14 protein-coding genes are annotated in these 14582 nt (G+C 39.4%); 4 read left to right on the top strand and 10 right to left on the bottom strand.

The window, feature by feature from the left end; all coding sequences use genetic code 11:
• Positions 1–127 precede the first annotated feature (127 nt).
• Together CWC18_RS08555 and CWC18_RS08550 are read right to left on the bottom strand one after the other, a co-directional pair.
• Entirely contained in the window at positions 128–1525 is a 1398-nt protein-coding gene (locus CWC18_RS08555) for a sigma-54-dependent transcriptional regulator (protein WP_138675089.1), read from the bottom strand.
• Positions 1522–2631: a sensor histidine kinase gene (locus CWC18_RS08550; protein WP_138590492.1), complete on the bottom strand. Its 1110-nt coding sequence runs from the start codon at positions 2629–2631 to the stop codon at positions 1522–1524. Before CWC18_RS08550 ends, CWC18_RS08555 begins: the two co-directional genes overlap by 4 nt.
• A 351-nt stretch (positions 2632–2982) precedes the next feature.
• Here CWC18_RS08550 and CWC18_RS08545 point away from each other — a divergent pair, with 351 nt between their 5' ends.
• Positions 2983–3588: a DNA-3-methyladenine glycosylase I gene (locus tag CWC18_RS08545; protein ID WP_138590491.1), complete on the top strand. Its 606-nt coding sequence runs from the start codon at positions 2983–2985 to the stop codon at positions 3586–3588.
• Between the two features lie 35 nt (positions 3589–3623).
• Here the strand turns inward: CWC18_RS08545 and CWC18_RS08540 are convergent, their stop codons facing one another.
• Both CWC18_RS08540 and CWC18_RS08535 read right to left on the bottom strand, forming a co-directional pair.
• Positions 3624–5057 (bottom strand): sigma-54 dependent transcriptional regulator, encoded by a 1434-nt coding sequence (locus CWC18_RS08540; protein ID WP_138590489.1) that lies wholly within the window; start codon positions 5055–5057, stop codon positions 3624–3626.
• A 163-nt stretch (positions 5058–5220) separates the two neighbouring features.
• Positions 5221–6006 (bottom strand): flagellin, encoded by a 786-nt coding sequence (locus CWC18_RS08535; protein ID WP_138675088.1) that lies wholly within the window; start codon positions 6004–6006, stop codon positions 5221–5223.
• 239 nt (positions 6007–6245) lie between these two features.
• On the opposite strand from CWC18_RS08535, the gene pseB reads away from it, so the two are divergent.
• From pseB to CWC18_RS08520, 3 genes are read left to right on the top strand one after another with little or no spacing between them, the layout of a single operon-like run.
• Positions 6246–7247 (top strand): UDP-N-acetylglucosamine 4,6-dehydratase (inverting), encoded by a 1002-nt coding sequence (gene pseB, locus CWC18_RS08530; protein ID WP_138675087.1) that lies wholly within the window; start codon positions 6246–6248, stop codon positions 7245–7247.
• Positions 7244–8395 (top strand): UDP-4-amino-4,6-dideoxy-N-acetyl-beta-L-altrosamine transaminase, encoded by a 1152-nt coding sequence (gene pseC, locus CWC18_RS08525; RefSeq protein WP_138675086.1) that lies wholly within the window; start codon positions 7244–7246, stop codon positions 8393–8395. The genes pseB and pseC overlap by 4 nt, the downstream gene beginning before the upstream one ends.
• Positions 8392–9279 carry an aldo/keto reductase gene (locus CWC18_RS08520; RefSeq protein WP_171041061.1) on the top strand — a complete coding sequence of 296 codons (888 nt, stop codon included), beginning with the start codon at positions 8392–8394 and terminating at the stop codon, positions 9277–9279. The genes pseC and CWC18_RS08520 overlap by 4 nt, the downstream gene beginning before the upstream one ends.
• 6 nt (positions 9280–9285) lie before the next feature.
• On the opposite strand, the gene CWC18_RS08515 is transcribed toward CWC18_RS08520, so the two are convergent.
• Genes CWC18_RS08515 through CWC18_RS08490 form a run of 6 tightly spaced genes read right to left on the bottom strand, consistent with a single transcriptional unit; the run spans position 9286 to position 14578 of the window.
• On the bottom strand, positions 9286–10032 hold the full coding sequence (locus CWC18_RS08515) for a WbqC family protein (protein ID WP_138675084.1): 747 nt from the start codon (positions 10030–10032) through the stop codon (positions 9286–9288).
• Positions 10029–10661, bottom strand: coding sequence for a class I SAM-dependent methyltransferase (locus CWC18_RS08510; RefSeq protein ID WP_138675083.1), 633 nt, complete (start codon positions 10659–10661; stop codon positions 10029–10031). Before CWC18_RS08510 ends, CWC18_RS08515 begins: the two co-directional genes overlap by 4 nt.
• Positions 10651–11610, bottom strand: coding sequence for a DegT/DnrJ/EryC1/StrS family aminotransferase (locus CWC18_RS08505; protein ID WP_138675082.1), 960 nt, complete (start codon positions 11608–11610; stop codon positions 10651–10653). Before CWC18_RS08505 ends, CWC18_RS08510 begins: the two co-directional genes overlap by 11 nt.
• Entirely contained in the window at positions 11574–12245 is a 672-nt protein-coding gene (locus CWC18_RS08500) for a class I SAM-dependent methyltransferase (protein WP_138675081.1), read from the bottom strand. The genes CWC18_RS08505 and CWC18_RS08500 overlap by 37 nt, the downstream gene beginning before the upstream one ends.
• Positions 12232–13194 (bottom strand): hypothetical protein, encoded by a 963-nt coding sequence (locus CWC18_RS08495; RefSeq protein WP_138675080.1) that lies wholly within the window; start codon positions 13192–13194, stop codon positions 12232–12234. Before CWC18_RS08495 ends, CWC18_RS08500 begins: the two co-directional genes overlap by 14 nt.
• Positions 13187–14578 carry an NAD(P)-binding protein gene (locus CWC18_RS08490; protein ID WP_138675079.1) on the bottom strand — a complete coding sequence of 464 codons (1392 nt, stop codon included), beginning with the start codon at positions 14576–14578 and terminating at the stop codon, positions 13187–13189. The genes CWC18_RS08495 and CWC18_RS08490 overlap by 8 nt, the downstream gene beginning before the upstream one ends.
• Between the last annotated feature and the right edge of the window lie 4 nt (positions 14579–14582).

The following is a 14582-nucleotide window of genomic DNA, read 5'->3' as shown; positions in this document are numbered from 1 at the left end:
AGCATTAATCATGCCAAAAATAAAACTTTAAATACATGGAGTTACAAAGATCTTATTGTGTCACATTATTGACAGCCAAAGAGCCAGACAGGGCTGGCTCTTATAACTAAGGAAGGTAAAGGTGTAGTTACGCTGGTAAGGCGATCCCTAAATCACGCATTTTGGCTAGTTTATATCGAAGTGTTCGAGGGCTCATCCCCAGTACCTCAGCAACATCTTTACGCTTGCCTTGATAACGTGAAAGGGTGTCTAAAATAATTTGATGTTCTTTGTCTTGCAGCTCACTTTTGTAATCAGTGCCTTGATTTTGCGCATATGAGTCTACTGTTGATTCTAGCTGCAAATCTAGTTCCACCGTCTCAGTACTATTCACGTTTACCGGCTCTGCAACATCAAAGGTTTCTGTATTTTCGATAAATATGTCTTGCTCTGATATTTTATTGCCTTGCAACAATATGAGCGCTCTTTGCACCACATTATCTAACTCACGCACATTACCAGGCCAGCTATGCGCCAACAACTTCGCTTTTGCTTCGGTACTCAAAACTGGCGTGACCTGAGCAGATTTGGCACAATGACGCGCGACCAAATGTTCGGCCAAAACAATAATATCACCCGGACGCTGCTGCAAAGGCTTCCACATAAGTGGAAAGACATTTAAGCGATAATATAAATCTTCTCTAAATGTACCCTTTGCGACGGCTTCTTTTAAATCTCGGTTACTTGTAGCCAGTACTCTTACATTTAATTCAATGGTTTTTCGCCCGCCGAGCCTTTCTACTTCACGCTCTTGTAACACGCGTAATAATTTAGCCTGTAAACCCAGTTCCATCTCCGTGATTTCATCAAGTAAAATAGTACCATTTTGTGCCTGCTCAAATTTACCCGGACAAGCTTGGATAGCCCCTGTAAATGCCCCTTTCTCATAACCGAATAGCGTTGCTTCAAGCATATTTTCAGGGATTGCAGCACAGTTAATGGCAACAAAAGGGGCGTCGACACGGTCTGACTTATCGTGAATATAACGTGCGAGTACTTCTTTACCTGAACCACTTGGCCCTAATACCATTACACTTGCATCAGATTTAGCCACTTTCGCTGCTAACTCTAATAATTGAATACTTTGTGGATCAGCAACAATGGGTCCGTCTGTTTCTTTTGCTTTTTCAGGCATATAACGACTTACCATATTTAAAAGCACTTCAGGAGCAAAGGGCTTAGCCATATAATCAATAGCGCCTAACCTCATCGCTTCGACAGCATCGTCTATCGTCGCATACGCTGTCATCATCAATACTGGCAAATCGGGGTAATTTAGCTTAATGGTTCGCAGTAAATCTATACCGCTCATAGCTCCCATTTGAACATCGCTCACAACTAAAGAAAAGCTTTGCTTTTTTAGGAGCATAACAGCCTCTTCTGCACTCGACGCTTCTACGCACTCAAAGCCTGCTAACTGTAATGTGTCGAGTAACGCCTCGCGTAAACCGGCATCATCTTCAACCACTAAAATAGAATGACTCATACAGCCTCCAATTGTTCCATAGCAAATGAAATTGGCAACAACAAACTAAATTGTGCACCACCACTAGTGAGGTTACACACCTCTACAGATCCTTTATGAGAATTAGCAACCGAGTTAACCACTGCAAGTCCAAGGCCAGTACCTTGTGTTTTAGTCGTGAAGAAAGGTTCAAACAGCTTCCCTTTCATCGCTTCATCAATGCCCGGGCCATTATCCGATACCGAGATCCGTACTCGTTCAGTCTCTACATCACGTTCAGCACATACAACAACATGCGCATGCTCTCCAATGATTTGCACACTGTTGTGGATCAAGTTCTGAATTGCTCCCGCTAAAGCTGTTTTATTACCAATCACAGCAATATCAGGTTCTGGTAAAATGACCTCTAGTACACTATCGTGCATTGTAACCATGGCATCTGAACCGGCCTTTACTTCGGTAAGTAACTGCTGCATTGATACACTTTCAACCACTTGTTCTTCGCCACTTTTTGCAAATAACAACATATCGTTGACTTGAGACTCTAAATCTTTGAGTCGTGACATTAATTTTTCGTGAAAGCGAACTCTGGCTGAACCCAGCATTTTATTACTGCCCAGATTAGCAGCATAGAGCATGGCTGCTGACAAAGGTGTCCGTACTTGGTGAGCCAAAGACGCAACCATTTTGCCCAAGGCACTGAGCCGTTGCATATGTGCCATTCTAGATTGAAGCTGTCTTGTTTCAGTTAGATCCGTCATCAAGATAAGTTGGCCTGGTTCAGGCGTTAGCGCCGAAATATCCAACTTAATAAGCCGCCCATCCTTGAGTGAAACTTCATGTCCATCATCTTGTTGTGGACAAAAAGACCGCTGGATAATATTGAACCACTTCTCACCTTCTAAGGGTTCTCCGAGCATGTCTATCGCAATTTGATTGGCTTTAGCTATCATTCCTTGACCATCTAAGACCACAACACCCGCAGGCATCGTGTCGACTAAGTGGCTCAGCCAACTTGCTTGTTGGCGAAGGTCGCTCAACTCTCCCACATATGCCTCTTGCAACAAGCAAGGGTTATATTGCGTAGCAGGTGAAAAGCTCGGGTTTAATATATGCGCTAAAGCCATAATAAAAACTCTCAAATAAAATTACTGAAGTGAATAAAGCACACATCATGCCAGTTTTATTTTTCTTTATTATCATGTGATTAGCGTAAAATAACGCGTGACATTTTTTTGACTTACGACAATAAGTCTCCCGTATTTCGTATTAATATTGCCCAAAACAACCTACTTTATAACAGCCAGTAACAGCATCTATTCAGCAGTAGTGATGCCTCTTTTCAATACTCTGATCGAGTGAATGACAATAAGCGCACGATGTGCGTAATTAATTGACCCCAACAACAGCACTTAGGCGCTAGTGAGTTTTAATGGTAATCTCACCTTATGTGCTTAGTTAATTTATAAGATCCATTTATGTGTACTCGCTGTCTATGGCTTGACCCGACAAAACCTGACTATGTTGCTTATCATGATAATGAATGGGGAGTTCCAGTGTTTGATGATCAAACACTCTTTGAGTTTATTACACTAGAGTCGGCACAGGCAGGACTCAGTTGGTATACGATTTTAAAAAAACGCCAAGGTTATAAAAAAGCATTTCATCAGTTTAACGTCAAAGACGTTGTTAAAATGACCACTTGCGACGTAAGCCGCCTCATGGATAACACAGACATTGTCAGAAACAAATTAAAGATACTTGCGACAATTAATAACGCGAAGGCATTTATAAAGATTCAAGGTGAATTTGGAAGTTTTGCACGCTATCAGTGGCAGTTTGTAGATTATCAGATCACTGTTAATAATATTAAGAGTAAAGAGGACTACCCAGCCACCAGCGAAGTGAGCGTACGCTTCGCTAAAGATTTAAAAAAGCGTGGATTCAAGTTTCTAGGACCTACAACAGTATATGCCCATATGCAAGCATCTGGTATGGTCAATGACCATGATAATGCGTGTTTCAAGAAACAAGAAATTCTAAATGACTGGCAGCATATCGATATAAAAGAACGCGTGATCTAACCTCTTATAGCAACTCACTCGGATACTTAACTCATTTAATCTTTATTTAAGTTATATTTTTTCATTTTTTCAACCAACGTCGTGCGGCGTACACCTAGTATCTCCGCTGCACGTGCTACGATATAGTCATAACGTACCAATGCTTGCGTGATTAAATTTACTTCTAGTTCAGCCAGATATTCCTTAAGCTCAATCCCTTCTTCAGGTAAGCTTCCGACCGGTTGCTCCGCTGGTTGAAACTCTGATTCTACTTCCTCATCATAGTCGCTAAAGCCTTCACTGAACAATTCATTAAACGCATCTTTTTCACGCAATTCTTCAGGGTATTCTGGCTCAAACGCATCTACTTCGATATGTCGATATTTATTTGGTAAATCAGTTACATCAACCACTTTTTCTGGAAACATAATAACCATGCGTTCGACTAAATTTGCTAATTCACGAATATTACCTGGCCACGCATGTACTTTTAAACTTTCAATGGCGCGTTCTGTAAATTTCGCACCCGTGCCACTTTGCTCATTCACACGGCGCATCAGCTCTTTTAATAAAAGCGGAATATCGTCTGAACGCTCATTCAATGACGGATTTTCTATCGGAAAGACATTGAGTCGATAGTATAAATCTTCACGGAATTTACCAGACTCAATCATATCTTCTAGGTTTCTGTGCGTAGCAGCAATAACTCGTACATCAGCTTGTATTGCTTTTGTACCACCAACTCGCTCATAACTGCGCTCTTGTAATACTCTTAATAATTTAACCTGCATTTGTAGCGGCATGTCACCAATTTCGTCGAGAAACAACGTACCACCCTGTGCCAACTCAAATCGCCCTTTCCTTGCAGAAATAGCGCCTGTAAACGCCCCCTTTTCATGACCAAAGAGTTCACTTTCAAGTAACTCGCCAGGAATAGCACCACAATTAACAGGGACAAACGGGCCATTGTTACGCTTTGATAAAAGATGGACATTGCGAGCGACAACTTCTTTACCTGTACCTGACTCGCCTAATATCAACACATTGGCATCTGTTTTAGCCACTTGGGAAATTAAGAATCGAACCTGTTTAACTGCATCGGTTTCCCCCACTAGCCCATCAAACGCTTTACCACTGGTTTTATCAGATTGACCCGGGAGCATACGCAAATACTGCTGACTGTCATGCAATAATTGCATAGTAATATCATGGCTAAAAGGCTCTGTGATTAAACCAATGACATTCGCTAAACTTAAGAGGGGCTTTAACGTTTCCCCCACCAACAAAAAAGGCGTAGCTGGGTAGGATTTTATAATTGTCTCATGATCAAGTTCAGTTAAAGCGCCGAGTACAACAATATTATCTGAGCCTAACTTTTGACCTTGTGATAACGCTACACCTTCAACAACTCGCGATGATTGACCAACAAAATTCAATGAAGCACATAAGCTATGTGCCCGGCTATTATTATTATCGAGGATCAAAACCATCTTAACGAGTCTCACTTTCAAGGCGATAGTGTAAAGTTAAGATTGTAAGGCAGTTAACGAGGGATGCAATACCTAAGTGGCAAAATTTTGACAACATCGCCAAAAAACTGCCGCTTAGTATGCTCTAAATCAATACTTATTGATTAGATTAGGTTTTTTGTGCCTATAATAGGCCAAGTACCGATGACGCCGATTGATTTGCTTGACTTCGCAATGCAATCGACGCTTGAGACAAAATATCATTCGCTGTTTGTTCTGATATTGCTTGCGCATAATCAGTATCTTGAATTCTACTTTGGCTCGCCGCAATATTTTCTTTTTGCGTGCCTAAACCACGAATTGTGCTGTTTAAAGTATTCTCAAAAGCACCTAATTGCGTTCGTTGCGTATTTAACTCTTTGGCCGCCGTATCAGCAACATCAATTGCAGCCTGAGCGCCAGCCTGTGTCGAAATGTCAACACTTACTATCGCACTTGCAAAGCTGCCATCAGTTGGCGTAATGTTTTGTGTTGAATTTGCATCAGGGCCCACTTGAAAACTGGTTTCATCACCACTAAACAAATCTTTTCCACCAAACGTGGTATTTTCAAACGTCTCTGTTATTTGAGTTTGCAGTTGAGACACTTCATCTTGCAAAGCCTGTCTATCAGAATCAGTTAATGCGCCATTACCTGATTGAATGGATAACTCACGGATCCGCGAAACCGCATCATTCACACCCGATAAGGCCGAATCCGCGGTCTGAGAATAAGAGATCCCATCATAAGCATTTCGAACGGATTGATTGTAACCCTCTTGCTGAGAATTAAGCCGGTTTATAATTTGCAGCGCAGCTGCATCATCCGCCGCAGAATTCACCTTTTTACCAGTAGCAAGCTGTTGATTTAACTTATTGCCAACTTGCTCAGTTCGATTTAACGTGTTGAAACTTGATGATTGAATTTTCATAACCCCTCCCATCAGGTGTTATTGCACTCACTCTAATAGTACAAATAGTAACCTTGCTTGCGAAAAAAGTCACCTTGTACCATCTTTTATTTGAATGGTATTGGCATAATTACTGCAAAATGATGAGAAGTATTATAAAGTACTGACAATTAGATTGTTTCTAGTGTAGTCCAACATCGACTACACAACTTGTTGCGTGCGTCTGTAAACTATTAGATGCATTAGAGCTAGGTGACTATATGTTTGACAACAAAACTATATTAATAACCGGTGGCACGGGGTCTTTTGGTAAAAAGTACGTAAAGACTTTACTCACTCGGTACAAACCAAAAAAAATCATCGTATTTTCACGTGATGAACTCAAACAGTTTGAAATGCAACAAGATTATAATACAAGTTGTATGCGCTACTTCATCGGTGATGTCAGAGATAAGGATAGATTAAGACGAGCAATGCGTGGCGTTGATTATGTCATTCATGCTGCAGCGCTTAAACAAGTACCCGCAGCCGAATACAACCCAATGGAGTGCATTAAAACCAATATCAATGGCGCGGAAAATGTAATTGATGCGGCATTAGATAACGATGTATCAAAAGTGATTGCTCTTTCAACTGATAAAGCGGCAAATCCGATTAATCTATATGGGGCAACCAAACTCGCGTCTGACAAACTTTTTATTGCGGCGAACAATATCGCTGGAGGCCATAAAACAACGTTCTCTGTTGTGCGTTATGGGAATGTCGTATGCTCAAGAGGTTCTGTGGTTCCTGTGTTTCAAAAGTTTATTGATGAGAAGAAAGATCACATCCCAATTACGCATTCAGATATGACTCGATTCTGGATAAGCCTTCAGCAAGGGGTAGACTTCGTACTAAAGAACTTTGAAAGAATGTTGGGTGGTGAGATATTTGTACCCAAAATACCATCAATTAGAATCACTGATTTAGCAACTGCCATGGCCCCTGACTTACCTCAGAAGGTCATTGGAATTCGACCTGGTGAAAAGTTACACGAAGTAATGTGCCCGTCAGATCTGAGCTACGAAACCTACGAGTATGATGATCACTTTGTGATTGCACCAGGAATTAACTTTAGCAGTCGGAGTAATGACTTCACGTATAATGCACTAGGAGAAAAAGCAACTCCTGTTGAGATTGGATTTGAATATAATTCCTTAAAAAATAGTCACTATTTATCAGTTGAAGAAATCAAAAAGTTCAACTTACGAGCTCTGAAATGATCCCTTACGGTAAACAATCGATAGATCAAGATGATATTGACGCTGTAGTTAATGTACTAAAATCAGACTGGTTAACACAGGGCCCCAAAGTGCCTGAGTTTGAAAGTAGAGTTGCAGCATACTGCGGAGCTCAAAGTGCAGTAGCTGCGAATAGTGCTACCTCGGCTCTTCACCTCGCTTGCTTGGCGTTAAATATTAGTGAAGGTGATATAGTTTGGACATCACCAATTTCATTTGTTGCTTCGGCGAATTGCGCTCTATATTGCGGAGCTCAAATTGATTTTGTTGATATAGAGTTAGAAACTGGCAATATGTCTGTTGGACGACTCGCAGAAAAACTCGCATACGCAAAAATACAAGGAACATTGCCTAAACTGGTTATTCCTGTTCATTTGGCTGGACAAAGCTGTGATATGAAAGAGATCCATAAGCTCTCTCAGCAGTATGGTTTCAAAATTATTGAAGATGCTTCACATGCAATTGGCGGTCTATACAAGGGTAAAAAAATCGGGGGCTGTCAATTTTCCGACATCACTGTTTTTAGCTTCCATCCAGTCAAGATAATCACATCAGCAGAAGGTGGTCTTGCATTATCCAATAATAAGAAGCTGGTAAGAACAATGCAAAGGCTCCGTTCTCATGGGATCACCAATGTCCCTGAAGAAATGACCGAAACTGGTCATGGTCCTTGGTATTATCAACAAGTAGAGCTTGGTTTCAATTATAGAATGACTGAATTACAGGCCGCATTAGGGCTAAGTCAGTTAAACCAACTCGATAAGTTCGTAGCACGACGACATTTACTTGCTAAGCAATATGATATGTTGCTTAGATCTATGCCTGTAGATCCACTTTTACAAACCTCGGATTGCTATTCGGCTTTTCATCTATACATCATTAAACTAAACCTCTCCACTAAAAAAAAGCACTCAGATGTATTTGAAAAGCTCAGAGAGAGCGGTATTTTTTGCCAATTGCACTATATACCTATTCACTTACAACCATATTATGAAAAAAGAGGCTTTAGGAGTGGAGATTTCCCTGTTGCTGAAAGTTACTATTCATGTGCAATTACACTTCCTTTACATCCAAACCTAACGACTGAAGAGCAACAATATATAGTAACCAAATTAGGTGAGTTATTGTGAAGCTAGCTTTAGGGAGTGTACAATTTGGCACCAACTATGGAGTCAGTAACAGTTATGGGCAGCCCAATACACAAGAAATCACCGAAATATTAGCCCTCGCCCACCACAATAACATCAACGTTATTGACACCGCTATCGCCTATGGAGATAGTGAGCAAGTCTTAGGCGAACTGGCAGATATTACAAACAGATTTGAAATAATCACCAAACTACCTCCGCTCAATAAAGAGCAGTTTTCACCAGCAGATTGTGCCTATTACCTAGAACTCCTCGATTTAAGTTACCAAAAATTACAAACAAACAGGCTTTCAGGGCTCCTTTTTCATTCAGCTGACGACATCCTTAAAGATGGGAATAACGAGCTTCTACAAGGGATCTTCAGTCTAAAAAAATCAAAAAAACTAGCTAAGTCTGGAGTCTCTCTGTACAGCCAAGGAAAGTATAGTAAATTATTAAATGCTCCCTTGGTTGATCTTGTTCAAATCCCGTACAATTGCTTCGATACCTTTTTCTCTAGCTCTGGATATTTACATAAATTTAAAGAAAGAAATATCGAAGTTCACGCTCGGTCAAGCTTTTTACAAGGCCTTTTGTTGATGGAGCTACAAGACATTCCTGAGTATTTTTTACCATGGTTAGACAAGCTCACTTTATTTTCACAGGTTGCCTCAGAGTTTTCATTGAGTAATTTAGAGTTAGCCTTAAGTTACGTTGTGAAGGAAAAAAACATAGATAAGTTAGTTATCGGTGTCAATAACGCTAAAGAGCTTGAACAAGTCATTCAAGCTTACCATAACGCACACAAAGTTGAGCACGATCAATTACCGGATTTAAGTTGCTTAGAACAAAAATTGGTTAACCCAGCACATTGGCAGCTAGATTAACTCACTTTAATTCGAAGTATATAATTCACTATAATGTAATGGTTGTTTATGCCCGCTTTCAATTAGCTGTTTTGTTTGGTCTGCGCCCAAATTCATTAACGCATCGACTACACCTAAATGAGAGACAAATGGCGGATAACATTGATAGTATTTAGGGTGCTCAAACTGCTGATAAAATACTTCAACGCCTGACTTTGCTAAAAGTCCACCTGGTGAGTGCCTTTCAATATAAGCACTGGCTCCCCTTGGCGATAAATATTTATCCGATTTAAAAAAGTCACAAAAATTGGCCAATCGTTCATCTTTAACTCCTGCTATTTTTGGTAATTTTGAACTTCTATTCACTGAAGTTTGTATCTCTAAGCTTTTCAGAAAAACCTGAGTTAGACCAATGTTAAAGTCAGCAAGGTTATTACACTCATTTAAAAAGTACTGTTGGATAACACCAAAAATCGAATTGAAGAACGGGGCCTTTCTGTAATTCATCTCAATTGATTTAAGGTGCTTCTTACGCCAAGGGTGTTTTTCCTTAAATTCAGTGTCACAAATAACACTGCCCATGCGGCCATTTGGCGTGGATACAACTTGGCTCAGCATGATTTCACCTTGATTTCCTTTGATCTTATTTCTAACATGCCAATCACTCTTTTCAAGTTTTACATCATCTAAAAATAAAAATTGATCTGCTGAATTTATTAAATCAAAATATCCAAGCCAAGGAATATATGTGGGCTGCATAACAGCTAATATCATGGCAACTCTCCCTCTTTATTAACCACCATTGTAAACTCATAAGGGAAACCGTTTTCTTTGGTTATATAATCATGTTTTAATAACACATAAGGTGAGATGTGAGTTTTTATATGTGAGAAAACCTGTAATGGGTCTATATAAAAGAGCGAACTATCTTGGTACTCTACATAGGATGATAGAGCATTAAATATTACTCCCTTGTTAGCCACTTGAAATGCTTTTTCAACTGTTTGATATAAGAATTGTTCATTACAGTTTAGCTGATTATTAAATATTCCACTCATCACGAGATAATCATAGCCCTGAGGATATTCATCATTTATTAAGTCAAGTCTCTGAAAATTACACGTCATATCTTGCTTAAATTTGGTTTGGTTATTGAAAATAAATTCGGGCACAAAGTCACACCCCAAATACTCACTAGTTAAGCCCTGTTGACGCAAAAACACTAAGAAATCAGCTAAACCACAGCCTAAATCCACAATACTGCTTTGTGGTTTTATATACTTTTGAAAGATCTTAAATCTAATGTTTTGGGCACTTCGTGAGACATGCTGTACTGAGGCCGGAGCATCTCCGTGTTCCTCAAAGAGCATCTGATAATATTCTTTAAGTTGTTCAGGCGTCATCGTGAAACTCGTTTACTATCGATGTCATTTTTAGTAACTGTGATTCAGAAACAGAAGGTTTTACAAACAAATTAATGATACTTTCCCCAATATAATCTGCATTGGGAACTGTACTATGCGTGAGCAATTTCCCTAAACTTTGAAAATGACACGTAAATACTTGCCCCCGGGTTTTAGCATATGTAATAAACCGTGCTCGTAAACAGGGTTGAATAAAGAGTGGGTATCTCCAATAATTTACTTGATACGGCATGCGTAATTTTGAAAATAGTGGATTACTTACGTTTGCATCAACCAGCTTTACATTTTCTATACGTTGTTCTGTTAACAATGGTAATGCCAAAAGTGCGTCTGTAATACTTGTTAGCATATGCTCACTGTCTGGCATTTGAAAAAATTTATTCTCTTTCAATAACCGTTCAGCTTTATCTCGCATTTGTTTATCGTTTAACAACAATGCCCCACCAATGCCAAAATCAATCGGTTTATCATAACCAAAGCTAATAACGCTAATATCGGCAAGCCTCCCTATTGGCTTTCCTTCAAATCTTCCTCCATACCCCAAGCACGCATCTTCGATAACAACGATCCCTGCTTGTGCCGCAAACGAAAGAATATTGCTTATATCTCCGACTCTCCCATATGCATGTACGGCAAGAATTGCGCGCGTTTGATTAGTATAAACCGACTTTATATGAGAAACATCGCTATTTAATGTCGCAGTATCAACATCAGCCAGCACAACCTGATAACCAGCCATCTGTAAAGCATACATAACAATTGGGCAACAGCTTGCTGGCACAATCACCTCAGAGCCAATTGCTAAATCATAAACTTGCATTGCTAGGATAATCGCAATGCTCCCTGAACGAGTCAATACACAGTGTGATGTTTCAAAGTAATTGTGCAGTGCTAATTTAAGGTTATTTTCAGGTCTTTTCGATACCATGACAAAGTAAACTCAGAAGGTTGTTGAATTAATTCAGCAGAGGCAACTTGAGGATGTTTTACCAAATCGCTCGCTAATCTCTTCAAGTCGACAAACAACCATTGAGAGTAGCGGTGAATAATAGGTAAAGACGCCTCAATATTAAGATCACTGTTAGATTTAATTTGCGCTTCAAACTGGCTATCAAGTAGATCCCCAATGAGGATAATACCTTTTGGTTCAGTTAACGCTATTAAACGATTAATAACGAACTCAACATATTGAATATCCGGAAAGTAGTGAAATATACTGTAACTCAAAATTCTTTGAAAAGGTCCGGTAAATGAAATGTCACATGCTTCGCCTTGATTAAAGTGCGCTGCAGGTAGCCGTTTTCTAGCCTCTTCCACCATATTTGACGCAAAATCTACACCATATACTCTATTTGCGTTAATATTTAATCTCGATAATAAATACGCATTACCACAGCCAACATCTAACAGCCTTTCATCTCCCGAAAGTTCTAGATTCTCATTCACGTTGTCAACCAATAGTGCCCAAATACGTTCTTCTGCTACTCTAGCTACTTGCTTCTGCGTATTTTCATCCTGTGACTGAAGATGCCAAGCCTCTCGTTTTTGATCAATTTCGGACATTTATTACTCTCATAATCATGTTAACTAAGTGGGTGAGTGACTCACTGCAATACACGGTTTGCATACATTGTAACTGCGCTATCCGAATTTTCTCATCTAAAAAAGACGCCAAAGATTGCTTTAAAGTTACAGGGGTTACTTCTTCAGACAGTCCCAAATCAAAGCACACATTATGCTGTTGTAATAACAACGTATCATGTCTTTGCTCAACCGTTTGTGATATTGCTGCATTGGCCCTCATACAAAACCCCGCTTCATATTTAATTGACCCACCTCCGCTTATCACAACATCATGTTCTTGATAAAAATCAGCCATATTTTCTACAAATGAGAAATACTTTAGAGTATTGTTTTTACAACTAACCACCGGTTTCTCTGCAGATAATATTGTCAAATTGACATCGCACACTAAGCTATCTAACGTTTCTATTAATACATCCATAACCTTGAATCTATCTTTGGCACCTAATGCAATCAAAATACTTGTTACTGGCAATGCTTGTATACTTAGATTATTATGCCTGATAGCCCTTAGCTCTGGTGAAAAAGGAAAATACTTTACTCCTAATATATGCTTATCTGTTGGAGTAACAAATTGCTCAGCAGCAACTCTAACGTTGATGATTCCATCTAAAAAAGAAAAGCGATACTGATCAAAATCATCAATCACCAGTACACTCATACACAAGTGCTTTATTGCAAGTAAGCTGGCTTCTGTTTGATGGTAACTATCAACTAATACTATTGCCGACATATCTGCAGACATCTTTGCGTTATAGGGAATATCTGCTGCTGACAAACGTTCAATGGAAAATCGATCATAGTTACCACAAAAACTGACCTCAAAAGGGTACTTTTTTAATTCGGTTGCGATAGTTAAGCAACGAGAAAAATGACCAAAACCAACTAGCTCATTGCCATCACAATAAAATAAAAAACGTCTATTCACTTGTACTGCCAAATTGATTGTGAATTGATTGATAGGTTTCTTGTAATATATCATTAAGCAACCACAGCTTTCCGCTAAACCTGCCTGAAACCGAAATATTATTAATAGAGTGAGTCAGTTGCTCAAATTGGTGTACCACATGATGGTTAAACTCAATCGTTGGTATCGGAAATGTATGATGTACTATTTGCCTATATGAGGACGTAATATTTGCATCTGCAGTGACTAAATCCATACTTTTAAGGTCTGAAAAAATTCGTTGAGAATCGAGATCTTTAGCTTGTTCTGCATCACTTAAAACTTCGGCTGTAATAGAATATTCTCTTGATTTATTTAAATTAGGGTAAAGAGTAATTCGGAAAATATCAGAACTGGAATCCCAGTTCCACAAATAATGTGACTGCGTGTTATTCAAGGGGCGGTCGATCGTATAATGAAATATATTTGCGGTGCGTAAGCTCGGCCGAAAATCACTGGTTCCTTGTTCTTTATTAGCTAAGAACTTCAGTGCAAATGTCGGAGGGACGCTCCAATATAGCCAGTCACACTTGAACACTTCCCCGTTATTCAAAGAAACTTCTGAAATTTTTGAGTTGCTCACATTTAATCCAGTAATACCTGAACCATTAATAACTTTAACGCCACTCGCTGTTACTTTGTCAATTAAAGCATCAACCCAGGCTTGGCAACCTTTTTTAGACTTAGGATATAGATACGCTGGTTCAATGATGCCTTGACTTTTCATCCATGCTTGATATGCCGCGTGAGTATGAAAACCCAAGCGTTCATCATATGCTGCTATTTCCTTGAGTTTTGCCGTCATCGACTCATCAAGCGCGAGCAATCGAGTTGCTCCAAAGTAATTAATACTATTTTTCGCTGAAAGTTTTTTATAATCTTCTTGGGGTCCATACAGCTTATCAATTACTGGTTTAACTAGCTCCGTAAAAAAAGTTTCACCGATAGAGTTTTTGCAATAGTCTTCAATATTGCTATCTTCGGGTTTCTCAGCGTTAATAAGTAATTGCCCCATCCCCTTCTCATAACTTGTTTGACTCAGTTTGCGTGCATCAATAGTTTGAGTTTCTAAATCCCACTGTCCTTTAAAGTAATTGCCCGTCTTCAAGTGAGGAATATCATTCCATTTTATGTGTCTCTGAGATTCAGGGCCAAACAGAAATTCATCCACCATTTCAATCCCTGTCGGATTAGGTACATGTGTTCCCTGGTCATAATAATTCCCTTGCTCATCCTGAACAGAACGCAATAGTCCACCACAATGATCAGACTGTTCTATAAGTACAACTTGATGCCCATACTGACGTAAAAGATATGCAGCTAGTAGCCCACATACTCCACCACCAACAACGACACTGTGATACATAAGA

The organism is Pseudoalteromonas aurantia (assembly GCF_005886875.1).
Classification (GTDB): Bacteria; Pseudomonadota; Gammaproteobacteria; order Enterobacterales; family Alteromonadaceae; genus Pseudoalteromonas; species Pseudoalteromonas aurantia_A.
The sequence above is the reverse complement of the archived record's forward strand: the minus strand, read 5'-3'. Positions and strand labels throughout refer to the sequence as shown.

Bases quoted from the DNA above. Each gene is read 5' to 3' on its own strand.
- CWC18_RS08555 (WP_138675089.1), bottom strand. From the start codon at position 1,525: ATGAGTCATTCTATTTTAGTGGTTGAAGATGATGCCGGTTTACGCGAG.
- CWC18_RS08550 (WP_138590492.1), bottom strand. From the start codon at position 2,631: ATGGCTTTAGCGCATATATTAAACCCGAGCTTTTCACCTGCTACGCAA.
- CWC18_RS08545 (WP_138590491.1), top strand. From the start codon at position 2,983: ATGTGTACTCGCTGTCTATGGCTTGACCCGACAAAACCTGACTATGTT.
- CWC18_RS08540 (WP_138590489.1), bottom strand. From the start codon at position 5,057: ATGGTTTTGATCCTCGATAATAATAATAGCCGGGCACATAGCTTATGT.
- CWC18_RS08535 (WP_138675088.1), bottom strand. From the start codon at position 6,006: ATGAAAATTCAATCATCAAGTTTCAACACGTTAAATCGAACTGAGCAA.
- pseB (WP_138675087.1), top strand. From the start codon at position 6,246: ATGTTTGACAACAAAACTATATTAATAACCGGTGGCACGGGGTCTTTT.
- pseC (WP_138675086.1), top strand. From the start codon at position 7,244: ATGATCCCTTACGGTAAACAATCGATAGATCAAGATGATATTGACGCT.
- CWC18_RS08515 (WP_138675084.1), bottom strand. From the start codon at position 10,032: ATGATATTAGCTGTTATGCAGCCCACATATATTCCTTGGCTTGGATAT.
- CWC18_RS08510 (WP_138675083.1), bottom strand. From the start codon at position 10,661: ATGACGCCTGAACAACTTAAAGAATATTATCAGATGCTCTTTGAGGAA.
- CWC18_RS08505 (WP_138675082.1), bottom strand. From the start codon at position 11,610: ATGGTATCGAAAAGACCTGAAAATAACCTTAAATTAGCACTGCACAAT.
- CWC18_RS08500 (WP_138675081.1), bottom strand. From the start codon at position 12,245: ATGTCCGAAATTGATCAAAAACGAGAGGCTTGGCATCTTCAGTCACAG.
- CWC18_RS08490 (WP_138675079.1), bottom strand. From the start codon at position 14,578: ATGTATCACAGTGTCGTTGTTGGTGGTGGAGTATGTGGGCTACTAGCT.